This window comes from Ensifer sp. Root142, assembly GCF_001426785.1.
Taxonomy (GTDB): Bacteria; Pseudomonadota; Alphaproteobacteria; order Rhizobiales; family Rhizobiaceae; genus Ensifer; species Ensifer canadensis.
The window spans coordinates 41,240-62,879 of the sequence record NZ_LMFK01000034.1 but is presented as its reverse complement, the minus strand read 5'-3'; the positions used below and the strand labels follow the sequence as shown (position 1 = coordinate 62,879).

Genomic DNA, 21,640 nt, shown 5'->3' with positions numbered 1-21,640 from the left:
CCGAGCCCGCGGGTCCTTGCAGGCACAACCCGAATTTCACATAACGAAACGTAATCTGGGAGGAGACAGTGCAGTCACGTAAATCGCAGCAACGACTGCTTGCAAAGCGGACAGCGTTGTATTAGCGTTTCAATATGTTTTTTATCGATAAAAGATCGATATGCAAGCACCTGGCGAATCGATCTCCATAAGGTGGAACGAGGTGCACTGAGAGGAGAACCCCAATGAGCATAGCCAAGCACATTCTTTCCCGCCGTGCCTTCACTGCCCTGGCCGGCGCGACGATGATCGCCGCGATGGCACCCGTCGCGTCCTTCGCGCAGGATGTCACGATCCCGATCATCGTCAAGGATACCACGTCCTTCTACTGGCAGATCGTGCTGGCCGGTGCGCGCGCGGCCGGCAAGGATCTCGGCGTCAACGTTCCCGAGCTCGGCGCCCAGTCCGAATCCGATATCAACGGTCAGATCAGCATCCTCGAAAACGCCGTTGCCGGTTCTCCGGCTGCCGTGGTGATCTCACCAACCGAGTTCAAGGCGCTGGGCAAGCCGATCGACGAAGCTGCCAAGGCGGTTCCGATCATCGGCATCGACTCCGGCGCCGATTCCAAGGCGTTCTCCTCGTTCCTGACGACCGACAACGTTCAGGGTGGCAGGATCGCGGCCGATGGTCTGGCTGCAGCGATCAAGGAAATGTCGGGCAAGGAAGAAGGCGATATCGCCATCATCACCAGCCTGCCCGGCGTCGGTTCGCTCGATCAGCGCCGCGAAGGCTTCCTCGACCAGATCAAGACGAAATATCCGGGCTTCAAGGTCGTGGCCGACAAATATGCCGATGGCCAGGCAACCACCGGTCTCAACATGATGACCGACCTGATCACCGCCAACCCGAATCTCGTCGGCGTCTTTGCCTCCAACCTGATCATGGCACAGGGTGTCGGCCAGGCGATTGCCGAAAACAAGCTCGGCGACAAGATCAAGGTGATCGGCTTCGATAGCGACGAGAAGACTGTCGGCTTCCTCAAGGAAGGCGTGCTGGCCGGCCTGGTCGTTCAGGATCCCTACCGCATGGGTTATGATGGCGTGAAGACGGCGCTTGCGGTCTCGAAGAAGGAGAAGGTCGAAGCCAATGTCGATACCGGCGCCAATCTGGTGACCAAGGCCAACATGGCTGAACCGAAGATCGACGCACTGCTGAACCCGAAGGTCAATTGACGGCAATCGGCGGCAGGCGCGAGCATTGCCTGCCGCCGAGAATACGGTTGCCAGCGGCCGGATACGAGGACCGGCCGCTGGCAGTCTGTGCGATTGGGAGGAGTGCGCAGATGCCAGGTCTCGATGAGGTCAGCGATAACAAGAGCGACGGTTTGAGGACGGCTGCCCGCCACCCAGTGCCGAGGGGCGAACCGATCCTGGAAATGCGCGCGCTTCAGAAGAAATATGGCGCCGTCGAAGCGTTGAAGCCCGCCTCCATCACCTTTCTATCAGGAGAAGTTCACGCCATCGTTGGTGAAAACGGTGCCGGAAAATCGACACTGATCAAGCTTTTGACCGGCGTCATCCGGCGCACGTCTGGCGAAGTCTATTGGTGCGGCAAGCCGGTCCAGCTCGACAATCCTCAAGAAGCGATTGCGCGCGGAATCAACGCCGTGCATCAGGAGGTGGTGCTATGCCCGCACTTGAGCGTCGCCGCCAACATGTTCCTCGGCGACGAGATCAACAGCGCCGGCCTGATGCGCAAGCGCGCCATGACCGAGGCGGCCCAGAGCGTCCTTGACGATCTCGGTTTCAACCTGCCGGCCGCGGCGCCGCTCGGCAGCCTGACGATCGGCCAGCAGCAGTTGGTCGCGACCGCTCGCGCCGCCATGCGCGGCACCCAGTTTCTGATCTTCGACGAGCCGACCGCCTATCTGACCCGTCAGGAATCCGCGCAACTGTTCCGACTCATTCGCCGGCTACAGGGCGAAGGTGTGACGATCGTCTATATCAGCCACCGCATGGAGGAAGTCTTCGAGCTGGCCGATCGTGTGTCGGTGCTGCGCGACGGCACCCACGTCGGCACGCGAAAGATCGGCGAGACCAACGACGCCGAACTGATCACCCTGATGATCAATCGCACCATCGAGCAGATCTACCACAAGGAACACTTTCCGGCCGGCGAAGTGATCGTCGAGACCCGGGGCTTGAGCGGCCCCGGTTTCGCGGATGTGTCGCTGACCGTTCGCGCCGGCGAGATCGTCGGCCTCTACGGTCTGATCGGTGCCGGACGCAGCGAGTTTGCGCTCGGCCTCTATGGTCGCCATGCATCGACTGCGGGCGAGGTCTACTGGCAGGGGCGCAAGGTCAATATCGCCAACGAGCGGATCGCGATAGACCTCGGCATTGCGTTGGCACCGGAAAGCCGGCGCGATCAGGGCCTCTGCCTCAATCTGCCGATCGGCCTCAACATCAACCTGCCGATCTTCAGTCGGCTGACGCGCGGGCTGACGATCAACCGTCAGAAGGAAATCGAGAATGCGGATCGGCAGATCAGGGATTTGAAGATCAAGACGCCATCGCGCCGCGTGCTTGTCTCGGCGATGTCCGGCGGCAACCAGCAGAAGATCGTCATCGGCAAGTGGCTGAGCCACGGCGCCAAGCTTTTCATCTTCGATGAGCCGACGGTCGGCGTCGACGTCGGCACCAAGGCGGAAATCTACCGGTTGTTCGCCCGGCTTCTGGAAAACGGAGCGGGGATCATCCTGATCTCCTCCTACCTGCCTGAAGTCTACGAACTGTCCGATCGCCTGCACGTGTTTCGCCGGGGACGGCTGGTCGCCAGCCACGACTATCACGCGGCAAGCCACGAGGAAGTGCTGACACAGGCGATCGGTGTCTGATCGCGACAATGACAATCAAGAAGAAGCAGGAGGACGACGATGAGTGCTGATACGGTCGACAGCGGAGCCGGCCCCGCGCCGCGGAAAGGCGTGAGCATCCTGTTCGGGCTCACGCTTCTCGGGCTCCTGCTTTTCCTCTGGCTGCTCTTGGGGCTTGCCACCAACAGTTTCTGGACGCCGAACAACATCAGCAACCTGTTGCGCCAGGGCGCCATGACGGCGATCCTTGCGGTCGGCCAGACCTTCGTCATCATCACTGCGGGCATCGATCTTTCCGTGGGTGCCGTTGTCGGCTTCACCAGCGTGATCGTCGCCTGGCTGCTTGCCGCCGGCGTGCCGCTCTGGATTGCGATCATCCTGACGCTCGCCTTCGGCGTGCTGATCGGCGCCTTCCACGCCTTCGGTATTGTCCGCATGGGTCTGCCGCCGTTCATCATCACGCTTGCAACCCTGACCTCGCTGCGCGGCATCGGACTGTTGATCACCAATGGCTCGACGATCTCGATCACCAACGAGGCCTTCACCAATTTCTCCCGCGCCAACTTCCTCGGGGTACCCAGCCTGTTCTGGATGGTGATCGTGGTGGCGATCCCGGCCTATGTCTTCCTGCACTTGAGCCGCTTTGGCCGCTATCTCTTCGCCGTCGGCTCCAACAGTGAGGCGGCCCGCCTTTCCGGCGTCAACGTGCATCGCACAATCTATCTTGCCTATATCCTGTCCTCGACCTGCGCGGCCTTTGTCGGCCTGCTGCTCGCCTCCCGCATCGGCATCGGCAACGCCACGCAAGCCGAAGGCTGGGAGCTGCAGGCGATCGCCTCGTCGGTCATCGGCGGCACCAGCCTCTTCGGCGCGGTCGGCTCCGTGCACGGCCCGCTGCTTGGCGCCTTCATTCTCGCCACGATCAACAATGGCGCCAACCTGCTCAACGTCAATTCGTTCTGGCAGCGCATTATCACCGGCGTGCTCATCATCGTGATCGTCTATTTTGATCAGCTCAGGCGGCGCGGCGCGCGCTAGGCGCCGGCCCTGACAACATGCGGAAAATGACATGAAAGCCGTCCTCTGCCCGGAACCCGGCCGCCTGGAGATTGTTGAACGCGCGCCCGCGCCCGCCCCATCGGCCGGGTGGGTGCGGGTTGCCGTCAGCCATGTCGGCATCTGCGGCACCGACTACCACATCTTCGCCGGCAAGCACCCGTTCCTGGAATATCCGCGAGTGATGGGGCATGAGATCTCCGCGACGGTAATTGCCAACGGACCGGCGACGACGATCGCGCCGGGAACGCCTGTGGTGGTCAACCCCTACCTTTCCTGCGGCGACTGTGTCGCCTGCCGCCGGGGGAAGCCGAACTGCTGCACGGCGATCAAGGTGCTCGGCGTCCATACCGACGGAGCCTTCTGCGAGGAAATCCTCGTTCCCGAGGGCAATCTTTATCCGGCGATCGATCTGTCGCCAGAGGCGGCAGCGACGGTGGAATTCCTCGCTATCGGCGCCCATGCCGTGCGCCGGGCTGCGGCCCCTGCCGGCGTTCGTGCTCTGGTGATTGGCGCCGGGCCGATCGGGCTTGGAACCGCCATCTTCTCGCGCATCGCCGGCCATGCGGTGACGCTGATGGATACCAGCATCGAACGGCTGGCGTTTGCGACCGACCGGCTCGGTTTCGGTTCCGGCATCGTTGCCGACGAAGCGTGCGTTCGGCGCGTCGCCGAGGCGACCGGGGGCGATGGTTTCGATGTCGTCTTCGATGCCACCGGCCATGGCGGTTCGATGGAGGCTTCCTTCGGCCATGTGGCTCATGGGGGAACACTGGTGTTCGTCAGCGTCGTCAAGGACAGCATCCGTTTCTCCGATCCGGAATTTCACAAGCGGGAAATGACGTTGATCGGCAGCCGTAACGCCACGCGCAAGGATTTCGACCATGTCGTAAATTCGATACGCGAGGGGCTGGTGCCGGTGGAGCGGTTGATCACCCACCGAACGACGATGGACGCGGTGGTCCACGATCTGCCGCGCTGGGCGCATGAGAAGTCGGGCCTGGTCAAGGCGATCGTCCGGATAGCGGCGGCGTGACGACCCGTTCTGCTGCGATGCGAGAAAGCGGATCGGCGGCCAGATATCGAAAGCCGGCCGGAGAAAGTAAGACGCCTTCGCCGAAATCCGCGATTTTTGACGAAAACGCGACTTTTCGGCCAGCTCCGAGCAAGTCCGTTTGTTAATTGTCAGTAATCCGGGCGCATTCTCGCAGAAGTCGCTTGTCTAGAACCGAAACGGGTATACTTGTTGCAGTGCACAAGAAACATGGTAGTCTGGCAGGGATTGCGGACACCAAGACAAACAATCGCAAGCTTGCGTCCGACTGGGAGCGGCGTTGTCGTTGATTGAACCAAGGGGTACGCTTCCTATGTTCTACCAGCTCTATGAATTGAATCATGCCATGATGGCGCCGTGGCGAACGGCGGCGGATGCCATGCGGCTTGCTTTCAGCAATCCGATGAACCCGATCTCGCACACCTATTTCGGCCGCGCGACGGCGGCTGGCCTCGAGGTCTTCGAGCGGTCGACGCGCCGCTACGGCAAGCCGGAATTCGGCCTTCCCGAAACGCTGATCGACGGCGAGCCCGTTGGCGTTCACGAGCGCATCGTCTGGCGCGAGCCGTTCTGCAATCTGATCCATTTCGAGCGCGCGCTTCCCAAGGGGCGGGCTGCCGATCCGAAGGTGCTGATCGTCGCGCCGATGTCGGGCCATTATGCCACGCTCTTGCGTGGAACCGTTGAGGCCCTGCTTCCCCATTCCGACATCTACATCACCGACTGGATAGACGCGCGCATGGTTCCCTTGAGCGAGGGCACCTTCGATCTCGACGACTACATCGACTACGTCATCCAGATGCTGCACTTCCTCGGACCCGACACCCATGTCATCGGCGTCTGTCAGCCCGCCGTTCCGGTGCTTGCCGCCGTCGCCCTGATGGAAGCGGCTGATGATCCGCTGTCGCCGGCGTCGATGACGCTGATGGGTGGGCCGATCGATACGCGCATCAACCCGACAGCCGTCAATCTGCTGGCCAAGGAACGGCCGATCGAGTGGTTCCGCGACAACGTGATCATGCCGGTGCCGTGGCCGCAGCCGGGCTTCATGCGCATGGTCTATCCCGGCTTCCTGCAACTCTCCGGCTTCATGTCGATGAACCTCGACCGGCATCTGATCGCCCATAAGGAATTCTTCGCCCACCTGGTGAAGAACGACGGCGATGCGGCCGAGAAGCACCGGGATTTCTACGATGAATATCTTGCGGTGATGGATCTGACGGCAGAGTTTTACCTGCAGACCGTTCAGGTCGTCTTCATGCAGCATGCCTTGCCCAAGGGCGAGATGATGCATCGCGGTCGCCGGGTTGATACCACGGCGATCAAGAAGGTGGCCCTGCTGACGGTCGAAGGCGAGAATGACGACATTTCCGGTCTCGGCCAGACGAAGGCGGCGCAGACGATCTGCACCAACATCCCCGAGCACATGCGGATGCACTACATGCAGCCGGACGTCGGCCACTACGGCGTCTTCAACGGTTCGCGTTTCCGTCGCGAGATCGCGCCGCGCATCGTCGCCTTCCAGCGCGAGCACGCACGCCACGCAAAGCCGGTAAAGCAGCTGATCAAGGGCGGCAAAACCGCCTGATCCCCGTAAAATGCGGGCTTTTGCCCGCTTAGAGTCAAGGGTTTGTCCGATTCCGGGGAAGGGCGTCTTGTAGTCGAAAGCCCGCCTTCCCACATCGTTTTCACCGGGCCGCAATGGGTGGCCCGGGTGATTGCGAGGAATCCTGAAGATGAACCAATCTGCATTGATCCGTCCGGATTGGACGCCCGCGACCATTGCATTGATGGTGCTCGGTTTCGTGGTCTTCTGGCCTCTCGGCCTGGCCATGCTCGCCTACATCCTCTTCGGCGAGAAACTGAAAACGTTCAAGAAGGACGCCAACAGCACGGTCGATGGCATGTGCTCCGCCTTCAAGCGCGGCAATCGCGCCAACTGGACGCAGCATCATCGCACCGGCAACGTCGCCTTCGATGACTGGCGCCAAGCCGAGCTTACCCGCCTCGATGAAGAGCGTCGCAAGCTCGATGAAATGCGCGAGGAATTCGATTCCTACGTGCGCGAGCTTCGCCGCGCCAAGGACCAGGAAGAGTTCGACCGCTTCATGCGCGAACGCCGCAACGGCGGTTCCGGACCGGTAGCCCCGTTCGAGGCAAACTGAGTGACGAAAAAGACATCCGGTGTTTCACATGAAACGCCGGATGTCGCGATCAGCCATGCGGGCCACGTGTCTCTCTCGATGAGAAAACGGGCCGATCCTTATCGATCATCAGGCGCTTCGATCATCAGGCACTGGCAATTCCCTGGATCGTTGATGCCTTAGGGAATTATGCATTAGCCGAAAAGACCGCGAATCGGATAGAAAGCCGTCATGTTCCCTTCTTTCACGCGGCGGCGCATTCCCCCGGCTCCAGTCGACACGACCCGAGAAATCGAAGTCGCGGGCAAGATGCTTCCGCTAACCATCCGCCAGAATTCGCGCGCCACACGAATGACGCTGCGCATCGAGCCCGGCGGTCGGGCGCTGAAGCTGACGGTTCCGCAAGGGCTGGCCGATCGGGAGGTAAACGCCTTCCTCAACCGCCATCAGGGCTGGTTGATGACAAAGCTGGCGCGGTTTTCCGGCGAAAGCCAACTGGAAGAGGGCGGCTCGATCCTGATCCGCGGTATCGCGCATCGGATCGAAAGGTCAGGAAAAATCAGAGGTTTGACCGAGGCAATCATCGTCGGCGAAGACGCGATATTGCGTGTCAGCGGCGGCGAGGAACATCTGCGCCGCCGCATCGTCGACTTTCTCAAGAAGGAAGCGCGGCACGATCTCGATCGCCTGGTCGCGGTCTATGCCGGCCGGATCGGCCGGCGGCCCAAATCGCTGAGCCTGAAGGACACGCGCAGCCGCTGGGGCTCCTGTTCGGCCGATGGCGCCCTGAGCTTCTCATGGCGCATCGTCATGGCGCCGCCGAAGGTCATCGCCTATCTCGCAGCACACGAAGTCGCGCATCTCCAGGAGATGAACCACGGCCCTCAATTCTGGGCGCTGTGCGAAAAGCTTTGCCCCGACACCAACGATGCCAAGCGCTGGCTAAGGCGCAACGGCACGATGCTGCACGCCATCGACTTCGACTGATTTGCTTTGGAATTAGCCGCGGCTGGGGCCGGCGAGTGCCGCCTGAATTTTCTCGTCTGTCTTGTACTGGCTAAGCGCATAGACCGACCAGATCGCTGCCGGTACCCAGCCGATCAGGGTAATCTGCAGAATGAGGCAGATGATGCCTGCAAAGGGACGGCCGATGGTGAAGAACTGAAGCCAGGGAAGAATGAGGGCAAGCAGCAGACGCATTCGTCTCTCCGTTGTGATAGAATGCATATGGTGAGCGCACGCCGACACCGCAATGCCGCACCCTCTGGACGACGGTGTGCAGGGTGGTTTTTGGCTCGACTCCAGCGACATTTCATGCAAGGTCGCTTCTCATGAAAACCGAAGTGAAGATATGCGGGCTGAAGACCGCGGAAGCGGTGGATCGCGCAGTTGCGCTCGGCGCAACGCACACGGGGTTCATCTTTTTCGCCAAGAGCCCGCGCAACCTGGAACCCGATGACGCTGGCCGCCTGGCGGACAGAATCCGAGGCAAGGCGAAAATCGTCGCCGTGACCGTCAATGCCGACAATGACGATCTCGATGAAATCGTCGCCGCGCTTAATCCGGACATTCTGCAGCTGCATGGCAGCGAGACGCCCGACAGGGTGCTCACCGTCAAGGCGGTCTACGGCCTTCCGGTGATGAAGGCCCTGTCGATCCGCGACGCCGACGATCTGAAAAAGGTCGAGCCCTATATCGGGATCGCCGACCGCTTTCTCTTCGATGCAAAGCCCCCAGCAGGATCGGAATTGCCCGGCGGCAACGGTGTTTCCTTCGACTGGAAGCTGCTCGATGCGCTTGACGGCAGCGTCGATTACATGCTTTCCGGTGGTTTGAACGTGAACAACATCGGTGAGGCCCTGGCGCAGACGCGCGCCCGCGCCATCGATACCTCCTCCGGCGTCGAGAGCGCGCCGGGCGTCAAGGATCTGAAGCTCATGGAATCGTTTTTCGATGCCGTTCGCCAGGCGGAGGCGGTTACGGCACGGTCAGGGAGCAAGACGTGAACGAGGCGCCAAAACTGAATTCCTTCCGGGCGGGCCCTGACGAAGACGGCCGTTTCGGCATTTTCGGTGGCCGCTTCGTTGCTGAAACCCTGATGCCGTTGATCCTCGATCTGCAGGCCGAGTGGGACAAGGCAAAGAACGATCCGGCCTTCAAGGCCGAACTCGACAATCTCGGCGCGCATTATATCGGTCGCCCGAGCCCGCTCTATTTCGCCGAACGGCTGACCGCAGAACTCGGCGGCGCCAAGATCTACTTCAAGCGCGAAGAGTTGAACCACACCGGTTCGCACAAGATCAACAATTGCATTGGCCAGATCCTGCTTGCCAAGCGCATGGGCAAGACGCGCATCATCGCCGAAACCGGCGCCGGTCAGCACGGCGTGGCCTCGGCCACCGTCGCCGCCCGCTTCGGCCTGCCTTGCGTCGTCTACATGGGCGCGACCGACGTCGAGCGTCAGGCGCCGAACGTCTTCCGCATGAAGCTTTTGGGTGCCGAGGTGAAGCCGGTGACCGCCGGCAACGGCACGCTCAAGGATGCGATGAACGAGGCGCTGCGCGATTGGGTTACCAATGTCGACAACACCTATTACCTGATCGGCACGGCTGCCGGTCCGCATCCCTATCCGGAAATGGTCCGCGACTTTCAGGCCGTCATCGGCCAGGAGGCGAAGGAACAGATGCTTGCGGCCGAAGGCCGGCTGCCCGATCTCGTCATTGCTGCCGTCGGCGGCGGTTCCAATGCGATCGGCATCTTCCACTCGTTCCTTGACGACGAAGGCGTGAAGATCGTCGGCGTCGAGGCTGGCGGCAAGGGGCTCGACGGCGACGAGCATTGCGCGTCGATCACGGCCGGTTCGCCGGGCGTGCTCCACGGCAACCGCACCTATCTGCTGCAGGACGGCGACGGACAGATCAAGGAAGGCCACTCGATTTCGGCCGGCCTCGACTACCCCGGCATCGGCCCGGAACACTCCTGGCTCAACGATGTCGGCCGCGTCGAATATGTGCCGATCATGGACCACGAGGCGCTGGAGGCATTCCAGATGCTGACCCGCCTTGAAGGCATCATCCCGGCGCTGGAGCCCTCGCACGCCTTGGCCGAGGTCATCAAGCGTGCGCCGAAGATGGGCAAGGACGAGATCATCCTGATGAATCTCTCCGGTCGCGGCGACAAGGACATCTTCACCGTCGGCAAGATTCTGGGTATGGGGCTATAACGATCATGACCGCACGCATGGACAGAAAGTTCGCCGATGTGGCGTCGGAAGGACGTCCGGTCCTTGTCACCTATTTCATGGGTGGCGACCCCGATTTCGAAACGTCCCTTTCCATCATGAAGGCGCTGCCGAAGGCCGGTGCCGACGTCATTGAACTCGGCATGCCGTTTTCGGACCCGATGGCCGACGGACCGGCGATCCAGCTTGCCGGCCAGCGCGCGCTGAAGGGCGGCCAGACGCTGGCAAAGACGCTGGAGATCGCTCGCCGTTTCCGCGAGGAAGACCAGCGCACGCCGATCGTGCTGATGGGCTACTACAATCCGATCTACATCTACGGCGTCGATCGCTTCCTGACGGATGCTTTGGACGCAGGCATCGATGGCCTGATCGTTGTCGATCTGCCACCGGAGATGGACGATGAACTCTGCATCCCCGCCTTGCAGAAGGGCATCAGTTTCATTCGCCTGGCGACGCCGACGACGGATGACCGTCGTCTGCCGAAGGTTCTCGAAAATACCTCGGGCTTCGTGTACTACGTCTCGATGAACGGCATCACCGGCTCGGCACTGCCGGATCCGTCGTTGATTGCCGGTGCCGTTCAGCGCATCAAGGCCCATACGAAACTGCCCGTTTGCGTCGGTTTCGGCGTCAAGACGGCGGAACATGCAAGAGCCATTGGTGCTTCCGCCGATGGCGTCGTCGTCGGTACGGCGATCGTCAATCAGATCGCGTCGAGCCTGACCGAAGAGGGCAGGGCAACGGACGCGACGGTACCGGGTGTCGAAGCGTTGGTAAGGGGCCTTTCGGCTGGCGTGCGGTCCGCACGGCTCGCAGCAGCCGAATAATTGCCTATATTAGCGCGCACAACCCGAAGAAAATCTTCAGGAGTCTATAAGTGAACTGGATCACAAACTACGTTCGGCCGAAGATCAATTCGATGCTGGGCCGCAGGGAAGTTCCGGAAAATCTCTGGATCAAGTGCCCGGAAACCGGCGAGATGGTGTATCACCGCGATCTCGAGGAAAACAAATGGGTCATCCCGCAATCCGGCTTCCATATGAAGATGCCGGCCAAGGCGCGACTGAAGGATCTGTTCGACGGTGGCATCTATGAAGCCCTGCCGCAGCCCAAGGTGGCGCAGGATCCGTTGAAGTTCCGCGACTCCAAGAAATACTCCGATCGCCTTCGTGACAGTCGCGCCAAGACCGAGCTGGAAGATACGATCGTGGCCGGTGTCGGCCGCGTCCAGGGCGTCAAGCTCGTCGGCGTCGTGCATGAGTTCAACTTCATCGGCGGTTCGCTCGGCATGGCCGCAGGCGAAGCGATCGTGAAGGCCTTCGAGAAGGCGATTGCGGAGAAGTGCCCGCTGGTCATCTTCCCGGCCTCCGGTGGCGCCCGCATGCAGGAAGGCATCCTGTCGCTGATGCAGCTGCCGCGCACGACCGTTGCGGTCAACATGCTCAAGGAAGCGGGCCTTCCCTATATCGTCGTTTTGACGAACCCGACCACCGGTGGTGTAACCGCCTCCTACGCCATGCTTGGCGATGTCCATCTGGCCGAACCCGGCGCCGAAATCGGCTTTGCCGGCAAGCGCGTGATCGAGCAGACCCTGCGCGAAAAGCTGCCGGAAGGCTTCCAGACCGCGGAATACCTGCTGGAGCACGGCATGGTCGACATGGTGGTCAAGCGTCATGACATTCCCTCGACGCTGGCCCGTGTGCTGAAGATCCTGATGAAGAAGCCGGCCGATGCGGTAAAACTCAACGGCGGCGGTGCAGAACCAGCGGCTTTGCCGGTTGCGGCAAGCGCATAGCATACGATCCTATCGGGGCAGGGCGAGATGACAGCGGTGGAAGCCAGCGAAGCAGGCTATGAGATCGAAAAACTCCTTGCCTTGCATCCGAAAGGCTTCGACCTGTCGTTGGACAGGATAACCCGGCTTCTGGCCGCGCTCGGCAATCCGCAGGATCGGCTGCCGCCGATCATTCACGTGGCCGGCACTAACGGCAAGGGCTCCGTCACCGCATTCTCGCGGGCGGTGCTTGAAGCCGCGGGCTTGAGCGTTCACGTCCACACCTCGCCGCATCTGGTCAACTGGCACGAGCGCTATCGGCTTGGCGTCAAGGGTGGCAAGGGCAGGCTCGTCAGCGATCCCGTGCTTGCCGATGCGGTTCGGCGCGTCGCGGAAGCCAATGGCGGCGAGAAGATCACCGTCTTCGAAATCCTGACCGCCGTTACCTTCGTTCTTTTCGCCGAACACCCGGCAGATGTCGCGATCATCGAGGTCGGTCTCGGTGGCCGCTTCGACGCGACCAATGTCATAACCCGCCCTGCGGTCTCCGTGATCATGCCGATCTCGCTCGATCACCAGGCCTATCTCGGCGACCGGGTCGAACTGATCGCAGCGGAAAAAGCCGGCATCATGAAGCGTGGCTGCTCCGTCGTCATCGGCCAGCAGGAAGAAGAAGGCGTCCGCGACGTCCTGACCTCGACCGCCGAGCGTCTCGGCTGCCCGATGTCCGTCTACGGGCAGGACTTCATGGCGCATGAGGAATTCGGCCGCCTTGTCTATCAGGACGAGCGGGGTCTGTCTGACCTTCCCCTGCCGAAGCTGCCCGGCCGTCACCAGTATGCCAATGCAGCCGCGGCCATCCGCGCCGTCCGCGCCGCCGGTTTCGACGTGCCGGATGCGGCCATCGAGCGCGGTGTCGCCGGCGTCGAGTGGCCCGGACGCTTGCAGCGTCTTGCCGGTGGCAAGCTTGGTCACTACGGCCCGCAGGATGCGGAAATCTGGGTCGATGGCGGGCACAATCCCGGTGCCGGCCAGGTGATCGCCGAAGCCATGGCGAATTTCGAGGAGCGGGAGTCCCGCCCGCTGTTCCTGATCATCGGCATGATCAGCACCAAGGATCAGCTCGGTTACTTCCGCGCCTTCCTTGATCTGGCCGAACAGGTCTTCACGGTGCCGATTCGTGGCTCCGATGCCGGTCTGGATCCGGTGGCCCTGGCGCAGGACGCGGCCTCGGTCGGCTTCGAGGCGTCCGCCGTGTCATCGGTGGCCGAAGCGTTGACCGTCATCGCCAATCTCGTCGACGAAGACCCGATGCCGCCACGCATCCTGATCGGCGGTTCGCTCTATCTCGTCGGCGACGTGCTTGCCGATAACGGTACGCCACCGAAGTGATCGGTTGCCTGCGACAAGGATCGCAACAGGCCGCCATTTGCGCTGGCGCCCGAAAATTGGCAGCCGGGCAATTTCCTCTAGAGCATTTCCAGGAAAAGTGCGAAGCGGTTTTCCGTCAGGAAATGCGTAAAAACAAAGAGATAGAGCGTTTGTGCGGTTCCGCATAAATCGGAAACGCTCTTGACAAGAAAAAAGCCCGGCAAGCCGGGCTTTGAAGTCACTTCGATGTGGTGGCCTTAAGCGGCCGCAGTCGAAATCCAGGACGTCAGGGCCGTCTTCGGAGCAGCGCCAACCTTGATGTCGGCAACTTCACCGGCCTTGAACATCGCAAGCGTCGGGATCGAGCGCACGCCGTATTGCGCGGCCAGCTCCGGGTTCTCGTCGATGTTCAGCTTCACGACCTTGACCTTGCCGGCGAGCTCGTTGGAGATTTCCTCAAGGCTCGGCGCGATCATCTTGCACGGGCCGCACCATTCAGCCCAGAAATCGACAACCACCGGCTCGGCGGCGTTCAGCACTTCCTGCTGAAAATTGGATGTATCGACTTTTACAGTAGCCATCGGCTGCTCCTTGCGTTCGAAATGTCGGTGTCCAGATGTTGTGTCTCATGTGAGGCTGTCCCACTGGATTTTCAATATCGGGTATCTCACTTTGTCGCGAGGTCTTCAAGGCTCCTGTCCAGTGCCGCATCCTCGAGCACGTGGATGACGGGGCCTTCGGTGAAGATCAACGCACACTGGAAGCGGTGCGCGGGATAAAGTGGCCGCAGCAGCTCGCGATAGATCGCAAGCTGGGTTTTATAGGCGGCGGGGACGTTGTCGGCTGACGCGGGCACGCTGCGATTGGTCTTGAAGTCGGCAATGGTGACGACGCCATCCGCCACCGACAGCCGGTCGATCCGGCCGGAAACGGCAAATTCGCGGTTTGCGAGCTTCAATGTGCCCATGACCGAGACTTCTGCGCGGCTGGCGCCGGAAAAGAGCGCGCGCAGGTCACCACGATCGAGGACCTGCAGGACGGCATCACGCAGGCGCTTGCGTTGCGTTTCGGGCCAACGCGGCACCGAGCGGGCGAGATATCGGTCGGCCGCCGCCAGGCGCTCGGACGGGGCGATCGACGGCAGCACCTGCAGCAGCCGGTGCAGGATGGCGCCGCGCAGCATCGAGAAATTTGCTGGCGTTTTCACGGAAAACAGCGCCGAGCTGACGATCATGTCGCCGTCGTCCTCATCGACCGCAATGCCGACGCCCGATGGGCTCAGCGGCCGCGGCAACCGCCGTGGCGGCGGCAGCGGCGTCGAAAGAGCAATCGGCAGGCCGGTCTTCGCGGGGGCCATGAGGTCCGATAGCTCGTCACCTGACGGCACTTCGCGCGGCACATGCGTTTCCCGCCAGGAGTGCCCTGGCCATTCTTCGTCACCCGCCTTGAAGGTGACAGGGGTGCAGCGACCATTCTCGTCCTGCGAAAGGCTCGCCTGCACGATGGCGTGCCAAGTGTCCGCACTTGGCCGCTGCCCGCGATACCCGCAGACGACCAGCCGGTCGGCAGCCCGGGTCATGCCCACATAAAGCAGCCGGCGGTATTCTTCCTCGGCCAGCGTCTTCAGCCGGTCGCTGTCGGCGGCGATGAGTGAATTCGAAGCCGAACCGGGCGCCCGCCAGACGGGCAGCGGGTAGCTCGAGCCATCGGCGAGTGGCATCTCGAGGAAGCGAAGATCGGGCACGTGCTGGGAGTTGAAAGGCTTGCCGCCGCCGTCGACCAGAAACACCACCGGCGCCTCCAGCCCCTTGGCCGCATGCACCGTCATGATCCGGACTTCGTCGCGCTCCTTGTCCTGCTCGCGCTTGACGGTCGGCGCCTCGATTTCGAGCGTCGAGACGAAAGCCTGCAGGCCGGGCAGGCCGCTTCTTTCGTGTTCGAGCGCAAAGGTCAGGAACTCGTCGAGAATGTCGCTCACTTCGCTGCCGAGCCGGGCGAGAAACGCCGCGCGCCCACCATGAACGCCAAGCACGCGGGCATAGAAATCATGCGGGGCCAATTGTTGAGAAAGGGCGGCATAACGAAGAAGCGCCTTGACGGTTCCCTCATGTGGGGAGCCTTCGATGGCGCCGGATTCCTGCAGCCTCTGCCAGAGGCTAGCGCCTTCGTCCCGTCGGGCAGCGAGTTCGAAAAGCATGTCTTCGTCGAGGTTAAACAGCGGGCTCTTTAACAGCGCCGCGAGCGACAGGTCGTCCTCCGGCAGCAGCATGAAGCGCCCGAGCGCCAGCAGGTCCTGGATGGCGATATGGCTCGTCAGAACCAGCCGGTCGGCACCGGCGACGGGGATGTCGCTGCGCCGCTTCAGGGCGCGGGTCAGCGCATTGACAAAGGCGTCGCGCTTCCGGACGAGCACGATGACATCGCCCGGGCGCATGGCGCGGCGCACGCCCTTTTCGATGATGGTCTCGCGCCCGATCCAGCTATCGAGTACGGCGGCAATGCGCCGTGCCAAAATGTTGACCGGTGCCGTTTCCGGCGTGGCATCGAAGGGGGCCGTCCATTCGTCGTCGGTCGCCGTCGGCTCGGCCGCGATCACATCCCAGATGTCGACGGCGCCGGGATGGCCGATGCGGTTCGAGGCGTGCACGACCGCTTCGTTCCGGGCGCTCAGCCCACGCGCATGCGCCGGGTTGGCAAAGACGGTATCGACGGCGGAGAGCACGTCGACGGTGGAGCGGAAGGAGAGCTGCAGGCGGATCGGACTGAACGCCTTGCCGCCGTCTCGCACGCGCCGCTCGGTCTCGATGCTTTCGCGCGAGAAACGCTCGGGGCGTGCGCCCTGGAACGAGTAGATCGATTGCTTCTCGTCACCGACGGCAAACATGGTGCGCTCGTTGCCGCGCGCACTGTCGCCCGAGAAGAATTCCGCCGCCAGCGCCTGGATGATCGTCCATTGCGTCGGGCTCGTATCCTGGGCTTCGTCGACAAGGATATGGTCGATGCCCTGGTCCAGCTTGTAGTGAACCCAGGCGCTGACGTCGCCGCGCGCAAACAGGCTTGCGGTGCGATTGATCAGGTCCTCGAAGTCGAGCTGGCTGCGGGTGCGCTTCAGCGCTTCATAGTCGTTGTTGAGCCGATCGGCGAGCGTCAGCGCCGAGAGTGTCGCCTCGTACATCTGGATGATGCTCAGCCGGTCGGCGCAGGCGACGACATGATCGCGGGCGGCTTCGACCAGCTCAATCAGATCCGGCGCGGCCTGGAGCATGGCCTTGTTTACGAAGGCCGATTCGGCGCGCGGCTTGCCGGTGCCGGTAAAGAACAGCTCCTGCAGCCCCTCGTATCGGGCCATCGGATCGACAAGCTTCGCCGTTGCGCGAAGCCCCTCGGCGAAATCGAGCACCTTGGCGCCGCCGGCGCTGGCAGCCAATCCAAGGTAGCGTTCGAGGGCCGGGCCGTTAAGGCCGGGAAGCGGCCAGACGCTTTCGAGGATGCGCTCGACGCTGTCTTCAGGTTCAAGCCTGAGTGCCGCGTGCAGTTGCACGGCGACGCCGCCATGGAGGTCAGCATGGTCGAGAAATGCCTGTATCGCCGTGCGGTTGGAGACGATCGCACCCAGCAGTTTTTCAAGCCCGGTGTCGTCGGCAAGCTCGAGCACGGTGGCAAAGGCATCGGCAAGCGGTGCATCGCCGTCAGCCGTTGTCGCGGTCAAGAGGGCACGGCGCGCGTCTGCCAGCAGCACGGCCGCCGCCCGGTCGTCGAGAACCGAGAAATGCCCGGCAACGTTTGCCTCGAGCGGAAACTGGTGCAACAGCGCCTCGCAGAAGGCGTGGATGGTCTGGATCTTCAGGCCACCCGGCGTTTCGAGCGCGCGCGCAAACAGCCGCCGCGCCTCCTGGAGCTTCAGCCGCGAGGGCAACTCGCCCTCGATGGTTTCGATCCGCTTTTCCAGCGCCTCGTCGTCGAGCGTCACCCATTCGGCAAGGCGTTCGAACACGCGGTTCGACATTTCCGAAGCCGCCGCCTTGGTATAGGTCAGGCACAGAATGGCCGAAGGCCTGCAGCCCGCAAGCAGCAGCCGGATGACGCGCTGCGTCAGAACGTGGGTCTTGCCCGACCCGGCATTGGCTGAAACCCAGGCGGAGCGAGCGGGATCGGAGGCGAGCGACTGCCGGCGCGACGTCCAGTCGAGCCAGGCTTCGGGCGTCCTTTCGTCGGGGCCGGCGCTTTCATCCCTCATCGCTGTCATCCTCGCTGTCGGCTGTCGACCATTCCGCAACCCGGGCCAGATGGTCGTATTCACCGCCGTAGTCGCGTTCCTTCTGCACGATCAGTCGTGAGGCAAAGCCATGTCTGCCCGACATCAGGGCGGTCAGCAGCTTTCTAAGCTCAGTCAGGGCGTCGTCCGCCAGCTGATCGGCCGATTTCGTTTCCTTGGCGCGGCTGTTTTCGTTGTTGACGGTCTCGACCTTGAAGCGGGAGCCGGGCTTCAACCGGACATAGAGCAGCGATTGCGGGTGGCCGGGACCCATGCCCTTGAACGCACCGGCTTTCAGCGCTGCCGCTTCCAGCGCCAGCTGCGGATCGAGCAGCACGCGGGCTTCCTTGATCGACGGGCTGGAGCCGGTCTTGTAATCGATGATTTCCACCGTCCCGTCGGTCATCGTGTCGAGCCGGTCGGCGATCCCCGTCAGGCGAATATCCACCACCCCGATCTCCATCGATGCCGCAACTTCGGTCAACGGCTTGCGGATAAACCGCGCACGCTCCCGTTCCCAGGCGACGAACGCCTTGCCGACCGCTGCAAAGCGTGGCCGCCATATGGTGTCGATATGGGCGGGCAGCCGTTCTTCGTCGAAGGCTTCATTGAGCAGGCGGCCCATCGCCTCTTCTGCAGCCGCGGACAGGATGTCGAAGCCGCCGCGCACGAAACGATCGACGATGCGGTGATAGAGCGTGCCGCGTTCTGACGCGCCCGGATCGCGATTGAACGGGTCGAGCGGATGCAGACGCAGGATCCGGCGCGCGTAGATCGAATAGGGATCGCGGCGAAGCCGCGAGACTTCGCTGAACGAATATTTGCGTGGCTGCAGGTCGACCGGCGGCTTGGGTGCCGGGCGCTCGGCCAAGGCCTGACACCCACCCTTGTCGAGCATCCGCGCCCACAGGAGATAGTCGCTGCCGTTCGATCGCAGGTTCTCTGCCAGCCGCTTGCCGCCCAGCGCCAGCAGCCGCTGCAGCCATCGCGATGCGACGGTCGGCGCCGATCCCTGGCGCATCGAGCGGGTGAAGATCAGCTTGCGGGTGCCGCACGCCATCTGGAAGTCGTGGGCGAGCTGGCCGATGCGGCGTTCGGGCGGCTCGAGGCCGATCCCGGTTTTCATCGTTCGGGAAAGGAAGGGATCATTGGCGGTTTGCCCCGGCCAGTTGCCTTCGTTCATGCCGCCAAGCACCACGAGATCCATGCTCTGCAGGCGCGATTCCAGCGCGCCGAAGATGAAGACGCGGGGGTGGCGCATCGAGCGCGGCTTGACCGCCTCACTGGCGGCAAGCGCCTCCATGATGTCGCACCATTGCGGTCCGTCGGCATCCATCTGGCCTTCGGTCTCGATGATGCCGCGCAGCAGCGTCGCCAAGGCTTCGCCTGCCTCGCCGGACCATAGACCGCTGAGGTCGGCGCGCTCGTCGCCGCAGACGGCCTCCAGCGCCTGGCCGGTTCGTGTCGCCCATTCGGCAAAGGTAAATATCTCGGAGAAGGGGCGGCGGCCATGGCTGCGCCGCACCAGCGCGCCGGCGAGTGGGTCCGTTGCCACCTTTACCCGCGCTGCGAGGCCCCTCGCGGCGAGAATGTCGTCCTCGGTAATGCCGATCCGCCATTCCGGGGGATGGCGGTCCGTCCTGTGATGGCCGGCTGCCTGTTCGAGCAGCGGCACCAGAAGCGAAATGTCGGCGATATCGGTGCCGCTGCGCAGCGCCAAGCGCTCCAGCACATCGGCGCTGCGGCGCATCTCCGCCTGCGGCAGGCCGAAGCGGGCTAGGGGATGCTTGAACAAAGCGACCAACGGTACCGGATCGCCGGGCCTGAGACTTGCCTCCAGCAGAAGCCGCATCAGCGTGCCGGCAGGCGTAGAGGCGAGCGGCGTGCCGGCGGAATCGTCGGCCTCGATATCGAAACGTGCCAGCTCCGCGCCGACACGGCGCGCAAGATTGCGGTCGGGGGTGATCAGGGCCGCCTGGCTGTCGTCGCTTCCCTCAAGCGCCAGCCGCAGTGCGATCGCGATCGCCGTCGCCTCCTCGCGCTCATTGGCGGTTTCGATCAGGGCGACGTCGCCAAAGGCCCGTTGCAATGTTTCGGGCTTAAGTTCGTTGCGGGTTTCAGTCCAGCCATTCGTCGCCTTGGCGGGCAAAAGCGCATGCGACAGGATTTCGCTGCGATCGATGAGCCCTGCATCGGCCTGGTCGAGGGTCGGGATATCGCGGCGTTCCACCTGCATGCGTTGCAGCAGGCGGTGAAAGCCGTATTGCGGGTGGCTGCGGCTGGCCGGATCGGATCTGCCGCCGGTGACGGTCTCGCCGACGATCATGCCCCATTCGGCGTCGGTCATCGTCTGGTCGAGCCCCGGCAGCACGATCGTGCCGTTGGACAGCTTCTGAACCGCGGCAATCAGGGCGGCCGTCGCCGGGATGGAGCCGGTCGAACCGGCAATGACGATCGGCCCTTGAAGCGCGCCCGCGGCAATGCGCTGGGTCTCGGCCTGCAGGATGGCGTTGCGATGTCGTGCCGGCGAGGATTGTTTGAGTTCTTCCAGCCGCTCCGGCCAATAGGTGCGGGCGATTTTCAGGAACTCGAGCGTCAGCTGCCACCACAGCGCATGTTCGCCGGCATCGAGACTGTCGAGCTGCTCCCAGTCGAGTTCTTCCGTCTCCATCGCATCGATGAGTTCGGCCAGATTGCGCGCCAGCCAGATGGCGTCCGCCGGGCTTGCGGGGGCGATCAGTGGGCTTTCCGCGTGAATGTCGAGCACCACCTTCGGCAGGCGGTTTCGCCAGGCAAGGATAAGCCGGCCAAGTTCGATCAGGCGGGCGGTGCCGGGAAGGGGCGGCGCCAGGTCCAAGATCGCCGGCACTTCCGCATCGAAGAAGCCGCTGTCGTCATCGGTTTCGCCGAGTGCCCGGATCGTCGGCAGGATTGCCGAACGGCCGCCGAGCAGATCGACGAATTCGGAGCGCAGCACGCGGGCGGACCGACGCGTCGGGACGAAAATCGTCACGCCGGCAAGCGGCAGCGGATCCGCGGGATCGTAGCGAAAATCCGGCGTCAGCGTCCCGTCGCAGAGTTTGCGCGCAAGTGTCTTCAGGAAGGGCAGGCCCGGCGGAATCGTAAAGACGTTGGTTCCGCGATAGGACATGCTCATCCTTCCGGCTGGTAGCGGCGGATCGCGGCTTCAGCGTCTTCGATCGCCTCTGGCGTGCCCACAGTCATCCAGTGGCCGTCGAGCACGATGCCGAACAATCGGCCTTCGGCGATCGCCCGATCGAAATAGATGTTCAGGTTGAACGCATCATCCGGCGCGTCGGCAAACAGTTTCTTGTCGAGCGCGATCGCGCCGGCATAGACCACGGGATTGTCCATGCCCTCGGCATAGCGGACCAGACGGCCGTCGGTGCCGAGCGAAAAGTCCCTCTTGCCGTTGTGCCCGGTCGTATCCTCGTCGCGCACGCAAAGCAGTGCCATGTCCATGCGCTGCGGATCGAAGAAGCCGGCGAGCCGCTCGAGATTGCTGGGCTTGCCCGCTTCCTCGCCAACCCAGAAGAGATCGGCGTTCATCACCAGAACGGGGCCATCGGCAAGCAGCTTCAGCCCCTTGACCAGGCCACCGCCCGAATTCATCAGCGCATCGCGTTCGTCGGAAATCACGATTTCGGGCGCCGGGCGCTGCGCCAGATGTGCTTCCATCTGGTCGGCGAAGTGGTGGACGTTGACGGCTGCCCTGGTGACGCCGGCGTTCACCAGCAGATCCAGAACATAGTCGATCATCGGCTTGCCGGCGATCTTCACCAGTGGCTTCGGGATGGAGTTGGTGATCGGGCGTAGACGGGTACCGAGGCCCGCCGCGAGCACCATCGCATTGCTGATCGACATTGC

Annotated in this window: 17 protein-coding genes; 12 read left to right on the top strand and 5 right to left on the bottom strand. The window is 62.7% G+C overall.

The features are described from left to right. Positions 1-224: 224 nt before the first annotated feature. The 7 genes from ASD52_RS25210 to ASD52_RS25180 all read left to right on the top strand — a co-directional run bounded on the left by ASD52_RS25210 (position 225) and on the right by ASD52_RS25180 (position 8,098). Positions 225-1,214: an ABC transporter substrate-binding protein gene (locus ASD52_RS25210; protein WP_025425322.1), complete on the top strand. Its 990-nt coding sequence runs from the start codon at positions 225-227 to the stop codon at positions 1,212-1,214. 110 nt (positions 1,215-1,324) lie between these two features. After that, complete coding sequence (locus tag ASD52_RS25205; protein ID WP_057225771.1) at positions 1,325-2,878, top strand: sugar ABC transporter ATP-binding protein; 1,554 nt, start codon at positions 1,325-1,327, stop codon at positions 2,876-2,878. Between the two features lie 39 nt (positions 2,879-2,917). Further along, positions 2,918-3,895, top strand: a complete 978-nt coding sequence (locus tag ASD52_RS25200) for an ABC transporter permease (RefSeq protein ID WP_057206480.1) — start codon at positions 2,918-2,920, stop codon at positions 3,893-3,895. A 31-nt stretch (positions 3,896-3,926) separates the two neighbouring features. Further along, positions 3,927-4,949 (top strand): zinc-binding alcohol dehydrogenase family protein, encoded by a 1,023-nt coding sequence (locus ASD52_RS25195; protein WP_057206483.1) that lies wholly within the window; start codon positions 3,927-3,929, stop codon positions 4,947-4,949. A gap of 331 nt (positions 4,950-5,280) precedes the next feature. Then, a complete protein-coding gene (gene phaZ / locus ASD52_RS25190; protein WP_025425326.1) occupies positions 5,281-6,555 on the top strand; it encodes a polyhydroxyalkanoate depolymerase in 1,275 nt (424 codons plus the stop codon). Between the two features lie 148 nt (positions 6,556-6,703). Further along, entirely contained in the window at positions 6,704-7,132 is a 429-nt protein-coding gene (locus tag ASD52_RS25185; RefSeq protein ID WP_025425327.1) for a DUF2852 domain-containing protein, read from the top strand. Between the two features lie 210 nt (positions 7,133-7,342). Then, the gene (locus ASD52_RS25180) at positions 7,343-8,098 is read left to right on the top strand and encodes a SprT family zinc-dependent metalloprotease (RefSeq protein WP_025425328.1); all 756 of its coding nucleotides are present in this window, start codon (positions 7,343-7,345) and stop codon (positions 8,096-8,098) included. A gap of 12 nt (positions 8,099-8,110) precedes the next feature. Here the strand turns inward: ASD52_RS25180 and ASD52_RS25175 are convergent, their stop codons facing one another. Beyond that, a complete protein-coding gene (locus tag ASD52_RS25175; RefSeq protein ID WP_025425329.1) occupies positions 8,111-8,311 on the bottom strand; it encodes a YqaE/Pmp3 family membrane protein in 201 nt (66 codons plus the stop codon). A gap of 131 nt (positions 8,312-8,442) precedes the next feature. Between ASD52_RS25175 and ASD52_RS25170 the strand changes: the two genes are divergently transcribed. Genes ASD52_RS25170 through ASD52_RS25150 form a run of 5 tightly spaced genes read left to right on the top strand, consistent with a single transcriptional unit; the run spans position 8,443 to position 13,518 of the window. Then, a complete protein-coding gene (locus ASD52_RS25170) occupies positions 8,443-9,117 on the top strand; it encodes a phosphoribosylanthranilate isomerase (protein WP_025425330.1) in 675 nt (224 codons plus the stop codon). Next, positions 9,114-10,334, top strand: a complete 1,221-nt coding sequence (trpB, locus tag ASD52_RS25165; protein WP_025425331.1) for a tryptophan synthase subunit beta — start codon at positions 9,114-9,116, stop codon at positions 10,332-10,334. The genes ASD52_RS25170 and trpB overlap by 4 nt, the downstream gene beginning before the upstream one ends. 5 nt (positions 10,335-10,339) lie before the next feature. Next, positions 10,340-11,179 (top strand): tryptophan synthase subunit alpha, encoded by an 840-nt coding sequence (gene trpA, locus ASD52_RS25160; RefSeq protein ID WP_025425332.1) that lies wholly within the window; start codon positions 10,340-10,342, stop codon positions 11,177-11,179. A 50-nt stretch (positions 11,180-11,229) separates the two neighbouring features. Beyond that, the gene (accD, locus tag ASD52_RS25155; RefSeq protein WP_025425333.1) at positions 11,230-12,147 is read left to right on the top strand and encodes an acetyl-CoA carboxylase, carboxyltransferase subunit beta; all 918 of its coding nucleotides are present in this window, start codon (positions 11,230-11,232) and stop codon (positions 12,145-12,147) included. Between the two features lie 27 nt (positions 12,148-12,174). Then, complete coding sequence (locus ASD52_RS25150) at positions 12,175-13,518, top strand: folylpolyglutamate synthase/dihydrofolate synthase family protein (RefSeq protein WP_025425334.1); 1,344 nt, start codon at positions 12,175-12,177, stop codon at positions 13,516-13,518. Positions 13,519-13,754: 236 nt separating this feature from the next. On the opposite strand, the gene trxA is transcribed toward ASD52_RS25150, so the two are convergent. From trxA to ASD52_RS25130, 4 genes are all read right to left on the bottom strand, one after another. Next, the gene (gene trxA / locus ASD52_RS25145; RefSeq protein ID WP_025425335.1) at positions 13,755-14,078 is read right to left on the bottom strand and encodes a thioredoxin; all 324 of its coding nucleotides are present in this window, start codon (positions 14,076-14,078) and stop codon (positions 13,755-13,757) included. Between the two features lie 86 nt (positions 14,079-14,164). Then, the gene (addA, locus tag ASD52_RS25140; protein WP_057206487.1) at positions 14,165-17,734 is read right to left on the bottom strand and encodes a double-strand break repair helicase AddA; all 3,570 of its coding nucleotides are present in this window, start codon (positions 17,732-17,734) and stop codon (positions 14,165-14,167) included. Further along, positions 17,724-20,903: a double-strand break repair protein AddB gene (gene addB / locus ASD52_RS25135; protein WP_057225769.1), complete on the bottom strand. Its 3,180-nt coding sequence runs from the start codon at positions 20,901-20,903 to the stop codon at positions 17,724-17,726. The genes addA and addB overlap by 11 nt, the downstream gene beginning before the upstream one ends. Positions 20,904-20,905: 2 nt before the next feature. Next, positions 20,906-21,637: a nucleotidyltransferase family protein gene (locus ASD52_RS25130; RefSeq protein WP_025425338.1), complete on the bottom strand. Its 732-nt coding sequence runs from the start codon at positions 21,635-21,637 to the stop codon at positions 20,906-20,908. Positions 21,638-21,640 lie beyond the last annotated feature (3 nt).

Bases quoted from the DNA above. Each gene is read 5' to 3' on its own strand.
- ASD52_RS25210 (WP_025425322.1), top strand. From the start codon at position 225: ATGAGCATAGCCAAGCACATTCTTTCCCGCCGTGCCTTCACTGCCCTG.
- ASD52_RS25205 (WP_057225771.1), top strand. From the start codon at position 1,325: ATGCCAGGTCTCGATGAGGTCAGCGATAACAAGAGCGACGGTTTGAGG.
- ASD52_RS25200 (WP_057206480.1), top strand. From the start codon at position 2,918: ATGAGTGCTGATACGGTCGACAGCGGAGCCGGCCCCGCGCCGCGGAAA.
- ASD52_RS25195 (WP_057206483.1), top strand. From the start codon at position 3,927: ATGAAAGCCGTCCTCTGCCCGGAACCCGGCCGCCTGGAGATTGTTGAA.
- phaZ (WP_025425326.1), top strand. From the start codon at position 5,281: ATGTTCTACCAGCTCTATGAATTGAATCATGCCATGATGGCGCCGTGG.
- ASD52_RS25185 (WP_025425327.1), top strand. From the start codon at position 6,704: ATGAACCAATCTGCATTGATCCGTCCGGATTGGACGCCCGCGACCATT.
- ASD52_RS25180 (WP_025425328.1), top strand. From the start codon at position 7,343: ATGTTCCCTTCTTTCACGCGGCGGCGCATTCCCCCGGCTCCAGTCGAC.
- ASD52_RS25175 (WP_025425329.1), bottom strand. From the start codon at position 8,311: ATGCGTCTGCTGCTTGCCCTCATTCTTCCCTGGCTTCAGTTCTTCACC.
- ASD52_RS25170 (WP_025425330.1), top strand. From the start codon at position 8,443: ATGAAAACCGAAGTGAAGATATGCGGGCTGAAGACCGCGGAAGCGGTG.
- trpA (WP_025425332.1), top strand. From the start codon at position 10,340: ATGACCGCACGCATGGACAGAAAGTTCGCCGATGTGGCGTCGGAAGGA.
- ASD52_RS25150 (WP_025425334.1), top strand. From the start codon at position 12,175: ATGACAGCGGTGGAAGCCAGCGAAGCAGGCTATGAGATCGAAAAACTC.
- trxA (WP_025425335.1), bottom strand. From the start codon at position 14,078: ATGGCTACTGTAAAAGTCGATACATCCAATTTTCAGCAGGAAGTGCTG.
- addA (WP_057206487.1), bottom strand. From the start codon at position 17,734: ATGAGGGATGAAAGCGCCGGCCCCGACGAAAGGACGCCCGAAGCCTGG.
- addB (WP_057225769.1), bottom strand. From the start codon at position 20,903: ATGTCCTATCGCGGAACCAACGTCTTTACGATTCCGCCGGGCCTGCCC.
- ASD52_RS25130 (WP_025425338.1), bottom strand. From the start codon at position 21,637: ATGTCGATCAGCAATGCGATGGTGCTCGCGGCGGGCCTCGGTACCCGT.